General features: G+C 66.7%; 15 protein-coding genes, 1 pseudogene and 1 other annotated feature. Of the genes and pseudogenes, 11 read left to right on the top strand and 5 right to left on the bottom strand.

Annotated features, from left to right (window positions below; all coding sequences use genetic code 11):
• Positions 1-5 precede the first annotated feature (5 nt).
• Positions 6-683: a TetR/AcrR family transcriptional regulator gene (locus tag AB0I45_RS01095; protein WP_360316139.1), complete on the bottom strand. Its 678-nt coding sequence runs from the start codon at positions 681-683 to the stop codon at positions 6-8.
• A 54-nt stretch (positions 684-737) separates the two neighbouring features.
• On the opposite strand from AB0I45_RS01095, the gene AB0I45_RS01090 reads away from it, so the two are divergent.
• The 3 genes from AB0I45_RS01090 to AB0I45_RS01080 are packed head-to-tail and all read left to right on the top strand — an operon-like array spanning position 738 to position 5,651.
• Positions 738-2,351 (top strand): carboxyl transferase domain-containing protein, encoded by a 1,614-nt coding sequence (locus AB0I45_RS01090; protein ID WP_360316136.1) that lies wholly within the window; start codon positions 738-740, stop codon positions 2,349-2,351.
• Between the two features lies 1 nt (position 2,352).
• Positions 2,353-4,476 (top strand): biotin carboxylase N-terminal domain-containing protein, encoded by a 2,124-nt coding sequence (locus AB0I45_RS01085; protein ID WP_360316133.1) that lies wholly within the window; start codon positions 2,353-2,355, stop codon positions 4,474-4,476.
• The gene (locus AB0I45_RS01080; protein ID WP_360316130.1) at positions 4,473-5,651 is read left to right on the top strand and encodes an acyl-CoA dehydrogenase family protein; all 1,179 of its coding nucleotides are present in this window, start codon (positions 4,473-4,475) and stop codon (positions 5,649-5,651) included. The genes AB0I45_RS01085 and AB0I45_RS01080 overlap by 4 nt, the downstream gene beginning before the upstream one ends.
• A gap of 129 nt (positions 5,652-5,780) precedes the next feature.
• Here the strand turns inward: AB0I45_RS01080 and AB0I45_RS01075 are convergent, their stop codons facing one another.
• From AB0I45_RS01075 to AB0I45_RS01060, 4 genes are all read right to left on the bottom strand, one after another.
• Complete coding sequence (locus tag AB0I45_RS01075; RefSeq protein WP_295690830.1) at positions 5,781-6,461, bottom strand: FAD-dependent oxidoreductase; 681 nt, start codon at positions 6,459-6,461, stop codon at positions 5,781-5,783.
• 23 nt (positions 6,462-6,484) lie between these two features.
• Positions 6,485-7,758, bottom strand: a protein-coding gene (locus AB0I45_RS01070; RefSeq protein ID WP_360316126.1) for an IS3 family transposase whose coding sequence is annotated in 2 segments (ribosomal slippage) — positions 6,485-7,464 and positions 7,464-7,758 — 1,275 coding nt in all. Because the reading frame shifts where the segments join, the coding sequence is not laid out codon by codon here.
• Positions 7,337-7,464, bottom strand: a sequence feature (AL1L pseudoknot). Its footprint overlaps the gene before it by 128 nt.
• A 45-nt stretch (positions 7,759-7,803) precedes the next feature.
• Entirely contained in the window at positions 7,804-8,157 is a 354-nt protein-coding gene (locus AB0I45_RS01065) for a transposase (RefSeq protein WP_360316123.1), read from the bottom strand.
• 211 nt (positions 8,158-8,368) lie between these two features.
• Positions 8,369-9,271 (bottom strand): helix-turn-helix domain-containing protein, encoded by a 903-nt coding sequence (locus AB0I45_RS01060; RefSeq protein WP_295688862.1) that lies wholly within the window; start codon positions 9,269-9,271, stop codon positions 8,369-8,371.
• Positions 9,272-9,407: 136 nt separating this feature from the next.
• On the opposite strand from AB0I45_RS01060, the gene AB0I45_RS01055 reads away from it, so the two are divergent.
• From AB0I45_RS01055 to AB0I45_RS01020, 8 genes and pseudogenes are all read left to right on the top strand, one after another.
• The gene (locus tag AB0I45_RS01055) at positions 9,408-10,709 is read left to right on the top strand and encodes a hypothetical protein (protein WP_295688860.1); all 1,302 of its coding nucleotides are present in this window, start codon (positions 9,408-9,410) and stop codon (positions 10,707-10,709) included.
• A 70-nt stretch (positions 10,710-10,779) separates the two neighbouring features.
• The gene (locus tag AB0I45_RS01050; protein ID WP_295688859.1) at positions 10,780-12,555 is read left to right on the top strand and encodes a thiamine pyrophosphate-binding protein; all 1,776 of its coding nucleotides are present in this window, start codon (positions 10,780-10,782) and stop codon (positions 12,553-12,555) included.
• Entirely contained in the window at positions 12,552-13,427 is an 876-nt protein-coding gene (locus tag AB0I45_RS01045; RefSeq protein WP_360316118.1) for an SDR family NAD(P)-dependent oxidoreductase, read from the top strand. Before AB0I45_RS01050 ends, AB0I45_RS01045 begins: the two co-directional genes overlap by 4 nt.
• The gene (locus AB0I45_RS01040) at positions 13,424-14,488 is read left to right on the top strand and encodes a 2,3-butanediol dehydrogenase (protein WP_295688854.1); all 1,065 of its coding nucleotides are present in this window, start codon (positions 13,424-13,426) and stop codon (positions 14,486-14,488) included. The genes AB0I45_RS01045 and AB0I45_RS01040 overlap by 4 nt, the downstream gene beginning before the upstream one ends.
• Positions 14,489-14,587: 99 nt before the next feature.
• Positions 14,588-14,887, top strand: a complete 300-nt coding sequence (locus AB0I45_RS01035) for a hypothetical protein (protein ID WP_360316115.1) — start codon at positions 14,588-14,590, stop codon at positions 14,885-14,887.
• 46 nt (positions 14,888-14,933) lie between these two features.
• Positions 14,934-16,121: pseudogene (locus AB0I45_RS01030) on the top strand (IS3 family transposase).
• A 95-nt stretch (positions 16,122-16,216) separates the two neighbouring features.
• Positions 16,217-16,723 carry a MaoC family dehydratase gene (locus AB0I45_RS01025; RefSeq protein ID WP_360316112.1) on the top strand — a complete coding sequence of 169 codons (507 nt, stop codon included), beginning with the start codon at positions 16,217-16,219 and terminating at the stop codon, positions 16,721-16,723.
• Complete coding sequence (locus tag AB0I45_RS01020) at positions 16,720-17,583, top strand: CoA ester lyase (protein ID WP_295688851.1); 864 nt, start codon at positions 16,720-16,722, stop codon at positions 17,581-17,583. The genes AB0I45_RS01025 and AB0I45_RS01020 overlap by 4 nt, the downstream gene beginning before the upstream one ends.
• Positions 17,584-17,708 lie beyond the last annotated feature (125 nt).

The raw sequence follows: 17,708 nt of genomic DNA, 5'->3' as shown, positions 1-17,708 counted from the left end.
CACAATCACTTCCGGTAAGCAACCACGTCGGCGACTCCCAGCGTCGCCAGGGCTGCTGCGCGGAGGCGTTCGGCGACCACCGCCGTGTCGATCCGGCGCGCGACGTAGGGCGTCGAGTTCACCATGCCGAACACCGCGTGGATCGTCACTGTCGCAGCATCCTCCGACAACCCGGGTGCCTGCCGCCTCAGCGCGGCGACCCACAGCGACACATACTGCCGCTGCAGGCGGCGCAGGCTGCTGCGCGCCTCGGCCGGGAGAGAGGTGAGGTCACGGTCCTGGATGCGGATGAGCTCGGGCTCGCCGAGCGCGAACGCGAGGTGGAAGTCGACGAGCCGCCGCAGGACGCCCGCCGGATCGCTCTCCCGCACCACTGCGCCGTCCCCGGCCGACCCGCCCACACCTTCCGGCCCGCCCACGCCGGCCGCGATCTCCGCACCACCCGCATGCAGGTACTCCGAGATCCCGACGAGCAGCTCGGCGAGGATGTCCTCCTTCGACCCGAAGTGCCGGTAGACCGCCGGCCCGGAGATCCCGGCGCCCGCGCCGATCTCCTCGATCGACACCGCCCGGAACCCCGAGGCCGCGAACAGCCGCTTGGCGTGGTCGAGGATCGCCTGCCGCCGCCGGGCCTTCGCGGTCTGCCGCGTCGTCGCGCCCGTTCCCTTGTCCATCGTGCTCATGGTCGCTAGGATACCAACTGAGTTAGCCGCAATTAACTGAAATGGGGATCATCCATGAAAGTGATCGGTTCACCGCTGAACACGACCACTGGCGCCACCCACGCCTCGGCGCATGCCGAGCTCATCGCCGAGCTCCGCGAACGGATCGCCGCCACCGCGCGCGGCGGGTCCGAGAAGTCCCGGCAGCGGCACCTCGACCGCGGCAAGCTCCTGCCGCGCGACCGCGTCGAGCAGCTCCTCGACCCCGGCTCGCCGTTCCTCGAGCTCTCCCCGCTCGCGGCGAACGGGATGTACGACGACGCCTCGCCCGGCGCCGGCATCATCACCGGGATCGGCCGGGTCGCCGGCCGGGAGTGCGTCATCGTCGCCAACGACGCCACCGTCAAGGGCGGCACCTACTACCCGATCACCGTGAAGAAGCACCTCCGCGCGCAGGAGGTCGCCAAGGACAACCGCCTGCCCTGCATCTACCTCGTCGACTCCGGGGGCGCGAACCTGCCCAACCAGGACGAGGTGTTCCCCGACCGCGAGCACTTCGGCCGGATCTTCTACAACCAGGCCACCCTGTCCGCCGCGGGCATCCCGCAGCTCGCCGCGGTGCTCGGCTCGTGCACCGCCGGCGGCGCCTACGTCCCGGCGATGGCCGATGAGTCGATCATCGTCAACGAGCAGGGGACGATCTTCCTCGGCGGCCCGCCCCTGGTCAAGGCCGCCACCGGCGAGGTCGTCACCGCCGAGGAGCTCGGCGGGGGAGCGCTCCACTCCCGCACCTCGGGTGTGACCGACCACCTCGCGGCGAACGACCCGCACGCCCTCGAGATCATGCGCGACATCGTCACCACCCTCGCCCCCCGCCCGGCCCCGGCCTGGGAGCGGGCCACTCCTGAATCACCCGCCTGGGACCCCGCGGAGCTCACCGCGGTGGTCCCCGTCGACTCGAAGGTCCCCTACGACGTGCGCGAGGTCATCGCCCGGGTGGTCGACGGCTCGCAGTTCCACGAGTTCAAAGCCGAGTACGGCACCACGCTCGTCACCGGGTTCGCCCGCATCGACGGCCACCCCGTGGGCATCATCGCGAACAACGGCGTGCTGTTCGGGGAGTCGGCGATGAAGGGCGCGCACTTCATCGAGCTGTGCGACCAGCGCGACACCCCGCTCGTGTTCCTCCAGAACATCTCCGGGTTCATGGTCGGCCGCGACTACGAGGCCGGCGGCATCGCCAAGCACGGGGCGAAGATGGTCAACGCCGTCGCCACCGCCCGCGTGCCGAAGTTCACCGTGGTCATCGGCGGCTCCTACGGGGCCGGCAACTACTCGATGTGCGGGCGCGCCTACTCCCCGCGCTTCCTGTGGATGTGGCCCAATGCCCGGATCTCCGTCATGGGTGGGGAGCAGGCCGCCGGCGTGCTCGCCACCGTCACCCGCGACCAGAAGACCGCCCGCGGCGAGGACTGGTCGGCCGAGGAGGAGGCCAAGTTCAAGGCCCCGATCCTCGAGCAGTACGAGCAGCAGGGCAACCCCTACTACTCGACCGCCCGGCTGTGGGACGACGGGATCATCGAACCCGGTGACACCCGCCGCGTCCTCGCGCTCGCCCTCGAGGCGTGCCGCTGCTCACCGCTGACCCGCCCACTCGATGCGCCCGGCTACGGCGTCTTCAGGATGTGACATGCTCTTCGACACCGTACTCGTCGCCAACCGCGGCGAGATCGCGCTGCGCGTCATCCGCACCTGCCGCAGGCTCGGCATCCGCACCGCCGCCGTCTACTCCGACGCGGACGCCGACGCCGCCCACGTGCGCGCCGCCGACACCGCCGTGCGCCTCGGCCCGGCAGCCGCGAGTGAGTCCTACCTCGACATCGGAAAGGTGATCGCCGCCGCCCGGGCCACCGGCGCGCAGGCGATCCACCCCGGCTACGGCTTCCTGTCGGAGAACGCCGCGTTCGCCGCCGCCTGCGAGGACGCCGGCATCGTGTTCCTCGGCCCCACAGCCGAGGCGATCCGCACCATGGGTGACAAGATCACCGCCAAGCAAGCCGTCGCCGCCCACGGGGTGCCGCTGGTCCCCGGCGTCGCCGAGGCGGGACTCACCAACGAACAGCTCATCACCGCAGCCGAGGACGTCGGCTTCCCCGTCCTCATCAAGCCCTCGGCCGGGGGCGGCGGCAAGGGCATGCACGCGGTGTTCGATGCCGCTGACCTCCCGGCCGCGCTCAGGGCCGCCCGGCGTGAGGCCGCGAACTCGTTCGGCGACGACACACTGTTCCTCGAACGACTCGTCGCCACCCCGCGCCACATCGAGGTGCAGGTAATCGCCGACGAGCACGGCACCGTCGTCCACCTCGGCGAGCGCGAATGCTCCCTCCAGCGCCGCCACCAGAAGGTCATCGAGGAAGCACCCTCGGCACTCCTCGACGCGGCGACCCGGGCGCGCATCGGCGAGGCCGCCTGCAACACGGCCCGCTCCGTCGGGTACCGGGGGGCGGGCACGGTGGAGTTCATCGTCGCCGCCGACAACCCGGAGGAGTTCTTCTTCATGGAGATGAACACCCGCCTCCAGGTCGAGCACCCCGTCACCGAGGAGGTCACCGGATTCGACCTCGTCGAATGGCAGCTGCGGATCGGCGCCGGGCAGCGCATCGACTTCGCCCAGGACGAGGTCACGCTCACCGGGCACGCGATCGAGGCCCGGATCTACGCCGAGGACCCCGCCCGCGGCTTCCTGCCCACCGGCGGCACCGCCCTCGACGTCGTGTTCCCGGCAGGCGAGGGGATCCGGGTGGACGCGGGACTGACCGCCGGGCAGCGGATCGCCACCGACTACGACCCGATGATCGCCAAGCTCATCGTCCACGCCCCGGACCGCCCCGCCGCCGTCGCGAAGCTCCGTGACGCCCTGCAGCGCTCCGCGGTGCCCGGGATCGTGACGAACATCGACTTCCTCCGCACGCTGCTGAGCCGCGAGGACGTGGCCGCGGGTGACCTCGACACCGGGCTCATCGACCGGATGAGCACGGGCAGCGAGCTCGAGCACACGCCGAGCGAGGCGGACTGGGCCTTCGCCGCGCTCGCCGTGCTCGGGGACGCGACGAAAGCCCGGACTTCGGACAGCGTGTGGAACCGGCCGAGCAGCTGGCGCACCTCCCAGCCGTCTGTGCTCCGCGTGCCGCTGACCCACGAGGGCGAGGAGCGCCTGATCGAGGTCGACCTCGAGAATGTCGACCTCGCCCGGTTCGAATGCGACGGGGCCGGTAGTGCTGGTGCGGGCACGGCAGGTGCCGATGCTCGTGCCAGCAGTGCTGCGGGCACCTCGGCCCCGGTTCCCCGCAGCCGGGAGATCACGGTCCGGGAGAACGGGGTGGACCGGCGGGCGCACGTGTGGACCACCCGGGTGGTCGACTCCCGCGCGCAGCGGCCGACCCTGGAGATCTGGGTCCGCTCGGAGACCGGCGTCTTCCGGTTCACCCGCGCGGTCGCCGACCCGACGCTCGACCCCGGGGAGGCCGGCGCAGAGGTCACCGCGCCCATGCCCGGCTCCGTCATCGACGTGCGCGCCGCAGACGGTGACGCGGTCGAGGCAGGCCAGCCGCTCATCGTCGTCGAGGCGATGAAGATGGAGCACGTCCTCACCGCACCCATGGCCGGCACCCTGCACCTGAACACCGCCGCCGGCGCCCAGGTGGCGCTCGACGAGCTGCTTGCCACCGTGACCGATGACGCGGGCACCGACACTTCTGAGACCAGCGATTCCTCCACCGACGCATCTTCGACAGACAAGGACGGCCAGTCATGACCACGACCTTCACCCCCGGAATGCTCCCCGACGAGTACGAATCGCTGCGCAGGAGCGTCGCGAAGTTCACCGATGACGACGTCGCACCGGTGAGCGCGGAGCTCGACGCCAAGCACGAATTCCCCTATGAGCTCGTGAAGAAGATGGGGCAGATGGGTCTGTTCGGCCTGCCGTTCGCGGAGGAGCACGGCGGGATGGGCGGGGACTACTTCGCGCTGTGCCTGGCGATCGAGGAGATCGCGCGGGTCAACCAGTCGCTCGCGATCACGCTCGAGGCCGGGGTGTCGCTGGGTGCCATGCCCATCCACCGGTTCGGCACCGAGGAGCAGCAGCGCGAATGGCTGCCCCAGCTCACCGACGGCTCCGGCCTGGCGGCCTTCGGCCTCACCGAGCCCGAAGCCGGCTCCGACGCCGGCGGCACGAAGACCCGGGCCGCGCTCGAAGGCGGCATGTGGACCGTCAATGGCGGCAAGTGCTTCATCACGAACTCCGGTACCGACATCACCCGGCTCGTCACCGCCACCGCGGTGACCGGCACCCGGACGGGTAAGGACGGGGTGGAGAAGCCGGAGATCTCGACGATCATGATCCCGTCCGGCACTCCCGGGTTCACCGTGGAGCCGGCGTATGACAAGGTCGGCTGGAACTCCTCGGACACTCATCCGCTGACCTTCGACAACGTGCAGGTGCCGGAGGAGAACCTGCTGGGGGAGCGGGGCCGTGGGTATGCGAACTTCCTCCGCATCCTCGACGAGGGCCGCATCGCGGTCGCCGCGCTGTCGGTGGGGGCCGCGCAGGGCTGCGTGGACGAGTCGGTACGGTATGCGAACGAGCGGAGGTCGTTCGGGAAGCCGATCGGGGAGTACCAGGGGATCTCGTTCACAATCGCCCGCATGGAGGCGCGCGTGGTGGCGGCGCGTGCGGCGTACTACTTGGCGGCGTCACGGATGCTCGCGGGGCTGCCGTTCAAGAAGGAGGCCTCGATCGCGAAGCTCGTCGCCGGCGATGCCGCGATGGACAATGCGCGGGACGCCACGCAGATTCACGGCGGCTACGGCTTCATGAACGAGTACCTCGTCGCCCGCCATTACCGCGACTCGAAGATCCTCGAGGTTGGGGAAGGGACGACGGAGGTGCAGCTCATGCTGATCGCGCGGGAGTTGGGTGTGGGGTGAGGCTTTCCAACGCGGGGAGTTCTAGGAGCTCATTTCGATGAGTGAGTTAGCACCACAGACCTCGCCGGGTGTCCCACAAGCTTGACGAGGGACACCCGGCGACGTTGAAGCGCGAGAGTCAGGCCGCACTCATTGCCGACCGATGAAGTAGGCCGGCGTCATACAGTCATCGCAACACTCGTTGTCAGGGTAGGTGCGAAAGGGGTTGTGTGATGGTCGGGTCGAGGAATGCGGGCAGGGTCGGTCGGTACGGTCTGGCGTGGGAGTTCGAATTCCGGAGTGGGTGACGATCGTGTACACCTTTCGTGGCTCATCGAGGAAACCGACGATCGAATGACCGTCCTCTGGGAAGCTGCGGCCGGAGTAGTACACCTTCTCCATCGGGACCTTCTGTCCGAAGAATCGCTCGAGCTCAACCTCCATCTCGGAAGCAACCTCATCGAGCATGCGTTGATTCTGACCCTCTGTCACGCGCTCTTCGAGGCGAGCGACCTGTACCCACATCTTGCCATCGTGACGCGGACGGACGTTGAGGCGGTCTGAGATCACTATCCGCTGAAGCGGAACGGACACTGGCTCGGTGAGTCCGAGAAGACTGTGCGTGCGCGTGGACTGCTCTGCGAGGTCCGCAACGGGGACGAAGAACCCGGATTCCTTCGCTAATTCTCTCGACCACGCGCCGGTGGCGAGGACCGAGAAATCTGCCGAGATTCCAGTTCCATCTGTCAGGTTCACCTGCGCTCCACGATCATCGGATTCGATGCCCGCCACCTGTGCGATCCGAATCTCGACGCCGCGTTCGCCCAGCACCCGGACGATGAATCGCCCCGGGTTTAGTGGAGGGCGAGTTCTCCCAGCGCCGGGTGGCTCGGGGAGTTCATCTCACGGTAGTACTCGTTCTCCTTCTCGACGGGTGTGAGATACCCGATCGAGGAGTGCAGCCGGTTCTCGTTGAACCAGTGCACCCAGGACAGCGTCGCCAGCTCGAGGTTGTCGGCGTTGCGGAACGGGCCGTCGATCTTGTGGCACTCGGTCTTGTAGAGGCCCACGACGCTCTCTGCGAGGGCATTGTCGTAGCTATCGCCGACCGTTCCGATCGAGGCGATCGCGCCGACCTCGGCGAGCCGCTCTGTGTAGCGCAGAGCCGTGTATTGCGTCCCGGCGTCCGAGTGTTGAATGACGCCGGTGACGTCTTCTCCGGCGCGATCGCGAATCCACAGCGCTATCTCCAGCGCGTCTAGCGGCAGATCAGTCGGCATCTTCGACATGGTCCGCCAGCCGACGATGCGGCGGGAGAACACGTCGGTGACGAACGCGGTGAACGCCATCCCTGACCATGTCGGGACGTAGGTGAAGTCGACGACCCAGAGCTCGTTGGGCCGGTCAGCATGGAACTCCCGCTTCACGTGATCCTCCGCCCGCGGTGCTGACGTGTCAGGGCGGGTGGTGATGAACTGCTTGCCGCGGCGGAGGCCACGCAGTCCCTGCTGTCGCATGAGGCGTTCCACAGTGCACCGGGCGACGATGATGCCCTCGCGGCGCAGCAGCCGCCAGATCTTGCGTGCGCCGCTGATGCCGCGGCCGAGTTTTCGGTCCCAGAACACGCGCTCGATCTGGACCGCCAGCTCGGCGTCGGACACGGCTCGCGCGGAGACGGGTCGCTTCTTGAAGGCGTAGTAACCGGACGGGGCGATCTTCACACCGTGCTTCGTGAGCACGCGGCAGATCGGCTCGATCCCGAACCGGTCACGATGGTCATCGATGAATTGAACTACCACGGCAGTCGCGGGTCGAGCTCCCGCGCGAAGAAACTCGACGCCGTCAGCAGGATCTCGTTCGCGCGCTTGAGTTCACGCGCTTCCGCCTCAAGTTGCTTGATCCTCGACGCGTCGTCTGTCGTCGTTCCAGGCCGCTCACCCGCGTCGATCTGCGCCTGCTTGACCCAACCGCGCAGCGTGTCAGGATTCACCCCGACACGCTGACCGATCCGGATCACCGCCTGGTTCACCGACAGCTCCGGATCTTCCTTCCGGGCTTCCTGCACGAGCCTTATCGCTCGCTCCCGCAACTCCGGCGGATACTTCCTCAAAGCTGGCATAGGTCTCATCCTCTCGGGATTTCAGACCCTCCACCAGACCCGGGGCGATTCACGTCACCATGACGGGCACCCCGTCGGCGGCGAGCTCCTTCGCGAGCGGGTAGAGCCTTTTAACGGCAGATTGGCCTGCGACAGGTAGGCCGCGGCGCGGCGCAGCACCTCGTTCTCCTGCTCCAGCAACCGAATGCGCCTCTTGGCCTCGCGGAGCTCGGCGTTCTTTTCGGCGGTGGTTCCGGACGTCGAGTCGTTCTCGATGTCCGCCCGGCGCATCCAGTTACGCAGGCAGGACTCGGCGATGCCGAAATCGGAAGCGATCTGCTTGATGGTCTGGCCAGGTTCACGGTTACGGGCGACGTTCACGACATCGTCGCGGAACTCCTGGGGATGGGGCTTGGGCACGGTGTACATCCTTCCAGTGACGCCTTACAGCGTCACAGATCAGATGTCACCTATTCGTGCAGCGGTCCCTTGCCCTGCCGCGTTTTCTCCCATGAGGCCCCCTGACTTCGGCCGCCTGTGGTGACGATCTACTGTCGCTTGATGAACTTGTCCTTTAAAGCAGGCATCGCGGTGACCGACTCTCTGGGAGGATTGCGATGCTGAAGCGAGCCGGCGCGGTTCAATTCGGCCCTGGGTGACCGCCCTCGGCCGCGATCTGTCGAGTCGTCGCGACGACGGCCTGGGCGATCTCAGAGACCTGAGCTCCGGTCACCGGTATTTCAAGATCGGTGACGAGCAGGATGTAGGCGACTTGTTCATCGGTGTCGAAGATCGGTGCGTTGATCGATACCGGGTGGTACTCCGCGTCGTCGGCCAGTTCTCCTACCAGTTGTATGTGACCTGCCGGGCTTATTCCCTGCTGGAGCAGTCGGGCGCGCTGTGAGCCGTGGGTAGTGCCGATCGCGGCGTGGATGATCTCGCCCAATGGTTCGGGGGTAGGCCGGAAGTCTTCGACGGCGAACCCGCGCTTTCGGACGATAGCGAGGAGCTCCTCAAGGCTCGGGCGCTCCTCCGGCTGTGCGTGCGCGAGCCAGCTGTCGCGCACACCTTCTTCCCCCCATGCGGCGATCACTGAGGCCTGCGGCGGTTTGAAGCTGATGGTGTCACCTGGTTTGAGACCAATTGCCCAACTTTTTGATCCCCGCTGGCGAGCCCGAGCTGAGCCGCTAGCTACGTCGACGACGACAATGCCCTGGGGCCCCTGCGAGACGAGCATGCACGTGGCATCCAGTTTTTGGGCAAGAGACAGGGAGTGTGGGCGGACGACGTCGACGATGTCAAAAGAAGCTTCCGCGGCTTGCCCGACTGCCACGAGCCGCGGCCCCAGCCGAAACAGTTTGGTCCTGGGATCGCGAACCAGCCATCCGACATTGAGGAGTTCGGTGAGCATCGGATAGATGGTCGCCTTATTGACGTCGAGGTGCTGCGAGATCTCAGCGAGGCTCCTTCCGGAAACTCCAGCCTCGGACAGCATCTCGATGATCTCGACCAGGCGCTCGGTCTGAGGTGAAGGTCGCACCATTGCTCTATCGTAGGCTTGCACCCACGTGGTTGCATAATGCAACTCTTGTCGCACACAGTGAAACCTGTTACCGTCGTCTCACCGTGCGCCTGGCGCGCACGGTTCGCCGCGTTTAGCAGCTCAATGAGGAGTTTTGGTGGGAATCACACTTGGAATTAAGCGACATCGCGCTCTGCCAGCCGTCGGCGCTGCCCTCGGACTGGCACTCGTTGCTTCCGGCTGCGCCGGTTCGGCCGGACAGGCCAGTGGGGGACACCAGGGCGAGTCGTTCGCCCACGGCGCTTCACTGGAAGAGACGCAGGCAGCCTTCGCGGATGTCGAACCGATCACCCTGGCCTTCCAGACCGGCGCCTCGGCGCCGGACGGCCCGCTGGGGCAGACCTACCAGAACTTCGCTGATCAGGTGAATGAGTGGTCGGACGGCAAGGTCACCATCGAGCTCAACTGGGCCGGATCGATCGCCGCGCTGACAGAAGTCGACGACGCTTTGGCTGACGGTCGTCTGGACTTGGGGCAGCTGAGCTTCACGTATCAGCCGCAGGAATTCCCCATCACCAACAACATGAACGACGCTTCGGTGGCGGGGGCGGTGACTCCGCTCTCCGGGGAGATCGCTCAGACCTTGGGAATGCTGCAGGCGACGGTCAATACGCCTGCAGTCTACGAGGAGTACGCCGAGAAGGGCGTCACTCCGCTCTTGCCGATCGCCCACTTCGGGACCACCGGCATGGCCTGCTCTGAACCGGTGTCTTCCGTTGACGACCTCGAAGGACTCCAAATCCTTCCGAACTCGACGGTCCAGTCCCGGCAGGTCGAGGCTCTGGGCGGGGTCGTCGTCAGCGTTGAGTACACCGAGCTCTACGAGGCATTCCAGCGCGGTATCGTCGACTGCGCACTGGCAGTACCTCCTGTGTATCAAGGTATGGGTTTGACGGAAGTCGCTCCGTACTTCTACTACCCAGAAGACACGAACTTCCAATCAGGTCCGACCTCCATCCTTGCCGGCTCCAGCTGGGAGTCGCTGCCGCTGCCCGCGCGCCAACTCGTCTACGACAAGATCTATGAATGGCTCAAGGATTCTAACCACGCCGCTTTCCGCTACCTGAGCCTGTCGGCCCAGGAAAGCACTGAATCCGGCGGTGAGATCGGTGTTTTCGATAAGAGCGTTTCAGAAGCCCTTGCGGCTGCTAACGAGGAAATCCTGGCCGAGCAGTCGGCCACCGATCTCTACGATGCCGCCGATTTCGCTGACCGCTACACGACTGCGGTCCAGCAGTGGCAGCAAGAAGCATTGGCGACCGGATTCACCGATGACGGAAGTTTCTCAAATCTCGGGGACTGGTATCAGGGAGATCTGACGTCCGCTTCGGCAGACTATCTCGCCGACTTCTACGCTGGCGCCTTCGAACAAGCCGCAGGTTCCAAGCGCCCCGAGTAGCCGGCAGAGCCACCTGCTCCCCAGACTTACAACAACGCTCGATCACGAGCACGATGGAGTGAACGCAATCATGACAACCCAGATCGCACAGAATCTGATCCCGCCCGCCACGCAGACCTCGAAAGCACGGACCGGTGGCTCCTACCTGGCTGAAGCGCTCCAGCGCTCGGGCTTGGGCACCGTCTTCACCCTTCACGGCGGGCACCTCGACGCCTTCTTCGTCGAGTGCCGAAAGTACGGGATCTCACTGACCGACACCCGCCACGAGGCAACCGCCGGGCATGCGGCGGCCGGCTATGCCAAGGCCACCGGTACGCCTGCGGTCGCGGTCGTCACCTCGGGCCCCGGATTTCTCAACGTCGTCACCGCAGTGGGCGATGCGTTCCTCGATCGCGTCCCGATGATCGTCATCGCTGGCGCCCCGCCGCTGCGGGAGAGCGAACGCAATCTGCTGCAGGCCGGGATCGACCAGATCGGGATGATCAAGCCCGTCACGAAGTTCGCCTTCCAGGTCACCCACCCCTGGCGGATCCCCGAAATCGTCGGGCTCGCTAAAGCGAAGGCAACCGAGGGGGTGCCTGGCCCCGTCCTCATCGAGGTGCCGATCGACGTCCTCTTCGACGAGGCCCCCGAGGCGGAGGTCCGCTTTCCGTCCTACACCGCTCCCGGCTCGTTCGCCGGAGCAGCCGAGTCGCAGGTCGCAGAGGCTGCAGAGCTGCTCACGCAGGCGCAGCGGCCGTTGGTATTCGTGGGTGGAGGGGTGACCTTCGCACAGGCGCAGGAGGATCTGCGGGCACTGGCCGAGGGGCTCGGCCTGCCGGTGTGCGCGCCGAACAAATCCGAGGGCATCATCGCCCACGACGCACCGGAATGGGGCGGCGGCCTCGGCACCGCCGGAGCACTGGCGATGCAGGGCAAGGCCCCCGATGTGGTGCTCATGCTGGGCCTCCGCCAAGGCATGTTCAGCGGCGGGGCCAAGGGCTTCTTCCCGGACGCCGCGATCATCCAGGTCGACATCGACGGCAGCGAACTGGGCCGGATCTTCGACGTCGAAGTGCCAATCGCCGGAGACTGCCGCGACGTGCTGCAGCAGCTGCGCACCGCAACAGAGTCCGAGGCAACAGCCGGCGAAATCCGCAGCGGCCGCCAGGAGTGGCTGACCACCGTGCGCACCGCACGCGACTCCCATGCTGTGCAGTTCGCCGATCCGAAAACCGAGACCGGGCGAATGCACCCATACCACGCCTCGAAGGCGGTCATCGACGCACTGCCGGAGGACGTCACATATGTGCTCGACGGCGGCGAGAACGCGCCATGGGCCACATATCATCTCAAGGCCCGCAACGTGGGAGATGTGCTCCGGATCGGCTACCTGGGCTGCCTGGGAGTGGGCCAGGGCTACGCGATGGGCGCCTACACCGCGAACCCCCGCACCACCGTGATCTTCACCGGCGACGGTGCCCTGGGCTTCAACATCCAGGAGTTCGAGGCGATGGTCCGGCACCGAATCCCGATCATCACCGTCGTCTACAACAACAAGGTGTGGGGGATGTCGATCCACGGCCAGCAGGCGGTCTACGGCGAGGAAGGCGTCGTGGTCAGCCGCCTCGAGGACAGCGACTACCACAAGGTGTGCGAGGCGTTCGGCGGATACGGCGAGCGGGTTACTGCTCTCGAGGACATCCCCGGCGCGGTGCAGCGGGCGATCGACTCCGGATTGCCCGCCTGCCTCAACCTCGAGATCGACCCAGAGGTCATCCACCCCACGACACTGCGCCTGCTCGGCGACATCGACAATCCGGACGAGATCGTCGTGCCCTACTACTCCAACTTCCCCCGGCGATGAGCGACGTAGCCTTCGCAGGCAGGTCCGCCGTCGTCAGCGGCGGGGCGTCCGGAATCGGCGCAAGCGTCACCCGGCGACTGCTCGACGATGGAGCACAGGTAGCCGTGCTCGACTACTCGGCGGAGAACCTCGCAAGATTCGCCGATTCCAACACCGCCCACGCCGACAGGCTGCTCACTCTTGAGGTCGATGTCGCCGACTCCGCTGCGGTGAATGCGGCGGTATCCGCGTTCACCGCTCGGACCGGGCGGCTCGATATCGCGGTGGCCAATGCCGGGATCGGCGGTGTCGGCGGAGTTGCCGAGCTCGATGACGCGTCCTGGCGCGCAGTGCAATCCGTGGTGGTCGACGGCGTCTTCCATCTGTGCCGGGCAGCGCTGCCTCATCTCATAGATACCGGCGGCAGTATCGTCACCACGAGCTCGATCTCCGGGCTGGGCGGTGATCGGCGGATGGCCGCCTACGCCGCGGCGAAAGGGGCAGTCATCAATCTGACCCGCAGCATGGCTGTGGACTACGGAAGGCGCGGCGTCCGGGTGAACTCGGTGGCGCCGGGACCCGTGGCCACCTCGATCCTTCGGCCGGCGCTGGATCGGAGTCCCGAGCTCACTGAGACCTATGCGCAGCGAATCCCGCTGGGCCGGATTGCCGAACCTGAAGAGATCGCTGAGGCGATCCTGTTCCTCGCCTCGGAAAAAGCCTCCTTCATCAACGGAGTGGTGCTGCCCGTGGATGGAGGGCTCACCGCCTGGACGGCACAGCCGGACCTTATTGGCAGTGCCCACCCCCCGGAAGAGTTCATGGTATCGGCGGACTCAATGCGGACCGATGCAGCAACTGAAACGGCGGAGGTCCAGGGAGCCGCAACATGAAGGCCGTGATGTACTACGGCAAACACGACGTGCGTCTCGAAGAGGTGCCAGCGCCCCCACTGCTACCGGACTCCGTCAGGATCCGGCCGGCCTACAACGGCATCTGCGGCAGCGACCTGCACCTCTATCACGACGGACCTAGCGCTCTCGCCCCAACGGCCGAAGTGCCGCACCCGCTCTCCGGCGAGACGCTGCCGGTTGTGCTGGGGCACGAGTTCTCCGGGACCGTCATGGAGGTCGGCGAGGAGGTCGTGGGTCTCGAACCGGGGGATGCGGTTGTCGTTGAGCCGCTGCTCGTCGACGGCACGTGCGCTGCATGCCTGAGCGGCTCCTACAACCTGTGCCATCAGCTCGGATTCATCGGCATCTCCGGCGGCGGGGGCGGGCTCAGCGAGCAGGTCGTCGTCCCGCGACGGTGGGTGCATCCCGTCGGCGACATGCCCTTGGACGAGGCCGCACTCATCGAGCCACTGGCTGTCGCGGTCCACGCCGTGCGGCACGCCCGAGCGAAGCAGGGCCAGACCGCAGTGGTCGGCGGTGCCGGGCCGATCGGACTGCTCACCGCCGCCGTCCTCAAGGCGTACGGGGTGAGCGCAATAGTCAGCGAAGTGTCCGGATTGCGCCGCGAGATCGCCGCGTCGACCGGTGTGGCAAACCAGGTGGTCGACCCTGCTCAGGACGATCTGAGTGCAGTGGTCGCTGAGGCCACAGGCGGCGCGGGCGCGGATCTGGCCTTCGACGCTGCCGGCGCGGGTGGTGTGGTGTCGCAGCTGTTCCACCTGCTCGGCGCGCGTGGTCGGCTGGAAGTCGTCGCGGTGCACAAGGAGCCGTTCGCGCTGGACATCTCCGCACACCTCATGCGGCACGACCGGGAGGTCGGCAGCTCACTGGCATACGCCGGCGATCACACCGAGGCGATCGAGTTGGCGCGCAACGGAAGAGTTCGGCTCAGCGACTTCATCACCAGCCGAATCCGGGCCGAGGAGATCGTGGAGAAGGGCTTGGAACGGCTGATCACCGACCGCGACAGCGAGGTGAAGATCCTCGTCTCCATGAGCTGATGCCACAGCTCGGGGGATATCCCGTAGTCGACCGCGAGGACTCACGGACAGCGAGCAGGCACAAGCAAGGCACCCCCGCGGGACCTGGCGCAGGAGGTCATGAACGCCTACAGCACCGAGATCGACCTTAAGCACGCGATGCTCAATACGTGGGCGGAAGAACCGGTCGGAGACACTAGGGATCTGAGCAACAAGGACTCCGCTGATCGCAGCTCTGATCGAGCCAAGCCCTACGACCAGGAAGACCGCGACAGATCGCTAAGGCTCGCGGTTTGCGCGGCCGCCCGCCTGTACCTGGAGCAGATGATCGAGCATCAAACCATGTTGCCTGCTCGTGGGCACATCTGTCAGCCAAACACCACATCGCCGGACACTTGGGACTGCCGCACGGATAGGTGACATCTGATCTGGCTTGCCCGTTGGGCGGCCTGGAAGGATGTGCATCATGCCCGCCCCCTACCCCCAGGAGTTCCGCGAAGACGTCGTGCGAGTGGCCGGTCCCGTGAGGACGGCATCACCATCGCGCAGATCGCGAAGGACTTCGGCGTCCACGAGATGACGCTCCACAAATGGATCCGCCAAGCCGACATCGACGACGGCAACCGCCCCGTCAGGACACGGGAGGAGTCGACCGAGCTGCGCGAGGCCCGCAAGCAGATCCGGCTGCTCCAGCAGGAGAACGAGGTCCTCCGCCGTGCCGCGGCCTACCTGTCCCAGGCGAACCTGCCGGGAAAGGTTCTACCCGCTCGTGAGTGAGCTCGCCGCTGATGGCATCCCCGTCGCGGTGTCCCTGCGGGTCCTGAAGCTCTCCCGCCAGCCCTACTACCGCTGGCGCCACCAGCAGGTCACCCAGGCTGAGCTGACTGAGGCCTACCGCGCCAACGCGTTACTGGACGCCCACGTCGACGACTCCGAGTATGGCTACCGGTTCCTGGCCGGCGAAGCCGCCGAGGCCGGCGAAGTGATGTGCGAGCGGACGGCATGGAGCATCTGCCGGGACAACCAGTGGTGGTCCGTGTTCGGGAAGAATCGCGGCAAGCACGGAAAGCGTCCCGGGCCGCCGGTCCACGACGATCTCGTGAAGCGGGATTTCTCCGCCGATGACGTCAACGAACTGTGGCTGACCGACATTCCCCCGCAAGCGGGAGGTGCCCCCTCAGAGCACTGGACCGATGAGGGAAAGCTCTACCTCTGCGCGATCAAGGACGTGTTGTCAGGCCGGATCGTCGGCTACTCGATCAGCGACCGTATGAAGGCGCGACTGGCGGTGAACGCCCTGGACAACGCCGCTTCCCGCCGCGGTGACGTCGCTGGCTGCATCGTGCATTCGGACCGAGGATCCCAGTTCCGGTCACGCAAATTCGTGCAGACGTTGAACCGTCATCACCTCATCGGGTCGATGGGGAAAGTCGGTGCCGCTGGGGACAACGCCGCGATGGAGTCCTTCTTCGCCCTGCTGCAGAAGAACGTCCTGGACCGGAAGCGGTGGCGGACCCGCGACGAGCTCCGGATCGCGATCGTTACCTGGATCGAACGCAAGTATCACCGCCGCCGTCGACAGGCCCGTCTGGGTCGATTGACCCCCATCGAATACGAGACCATCATGAACCCCGCCGTGAGCCTCGCGGCCTGACACCCCAACTGTCACCTGTTCGTGCGGCAGTCCCTTAAAAGGTGCTCGCTATGATTGAACCACGTTTGCGTCACCTGTTCGAGGAGGAACCCAGAGTGAGCGACACCCCCAAGACCATCACCCAACGCGGGCTCTGGTTCGACGAGATGGAGGTCGGCACGGTCTACAAGCACGCGCCGGGCCGCACCATCACCGAGGCGGACAACACGTGGTTCACCGCGGTGACGATGAACACCCAGGCACTCCACCTCGACGCCGCCTTCGCTCAGACCGAGCCGTTCGGCCAGCGGCTGGTCAACTCGATGTTCACGCTCGCCACCCTCGTCGGGCTCTCCGTCTCGCAGCTCACCCAGGGCACGATCGTCGGCAACCTCGGCTTCTCCGAGGTCTCCTTCCCCAAGCCCCTGTTCCACGGCGACACCCTCTACGCGGAGACCACGATCCTCGACAAGCGCGAATCGAAGTCCCGCCCCAACCAGGGCATCGTCACCCTCGAACACATCGGCCGCAACCAGCGCGGCGAGGTCGTCGCCAAGGCCGTCCGCCAGACCATGGTCTTCACCTCCGCCCACGACCCGCAGAACCCGGAGATCACCGCATGAGCCCCACCGACTCCGCCCACACCGGCCCCACAACCGACAAGGCCACCACCCAGCCCGCCGACTTCGACTTCGCGCCGGCCTGGCTGTTCGTCCCCGCCGACCGCCCCGACCGCTACGCCAAGGCAGCCGAGCGCGCCGACATCGTCATCATCGACCTCGAGGACGCCGTCGCACCCGCGGACAAGGCCGCCGCCCGCCGGTCGGTCAAGGACAACCTCCTCGACCCCGCCCGCACGGTGGTGCGCATCAACCCGCGTGACACCGAGGAGTTCGCCGCCGACCTCGAACTCCTCGCCACCCTGCCCTACACCCACGTCATGCTGCCCAAGGCGGAATCCGCCGCGGACTCCGCGCCCCTGTCCGACTACCGCGTCGTCGCCCTCATTGAGACCGCCCGTGGTGCCGTCAATCTCTCCGAGATCGCCGCGGCCCCCGAGGTAGCCGGCCTCATGTGGGGCTCCGAGGACCTCATCGCCGACCTCGGCGGCGGCTCCTCCCGCCTGCCCGCCGGCGGCTACCGCGACGTCGCGCTCCACGTCCGCTCGCAGACCCTGCTCACCGGGCGCGCCCACGGCAAATGGGTGCTCGACTCGATCTGGGCCGACATCCACGACCTCGACGGGCTCGCCGCCGAGGCACTCGACGCGGTGGAGAGCGGCTTCGCCGGCAAGGTCTCCATCCACCCCAAGCACATCCCCGTCGTCCGCGACGCCTACCGGACCACCCCGGAGCAGCTCGCCTGGGCGCGCGCCGTGCTCGAACTCGCCGAGACCTCGGCCGGGGCGTTCAGCTACGAGGGCAAGATGATCGACGCCCCGCTGCTCAAGCACGCCGGCCACATCGTCGCCCGCGATCGCTGACACCCGCCCCGCCAGAGTGCCGGCCGGCCTCAACCGGCCAGCATCTCGATCGCTGACGCGGAACCAACCCGGGCCGGCCAGCACCTCGGTGCCTCGACCCCGCACCACCAACCGCACCACCCCAC

It is taken from the genome of Brevibacterium sp. NPDC049920 (assembly GCF_040656435.1).
Lineage (GTDB): Bacteria > Actinomycetota > Actinomycetes > Actinomycetales > Brevibacteriaceae > Brevibacterium > Brevibacterium pityocampae.
This window is presented reverse-complemented; position numbering and strand designations above follow the sequence as displayed.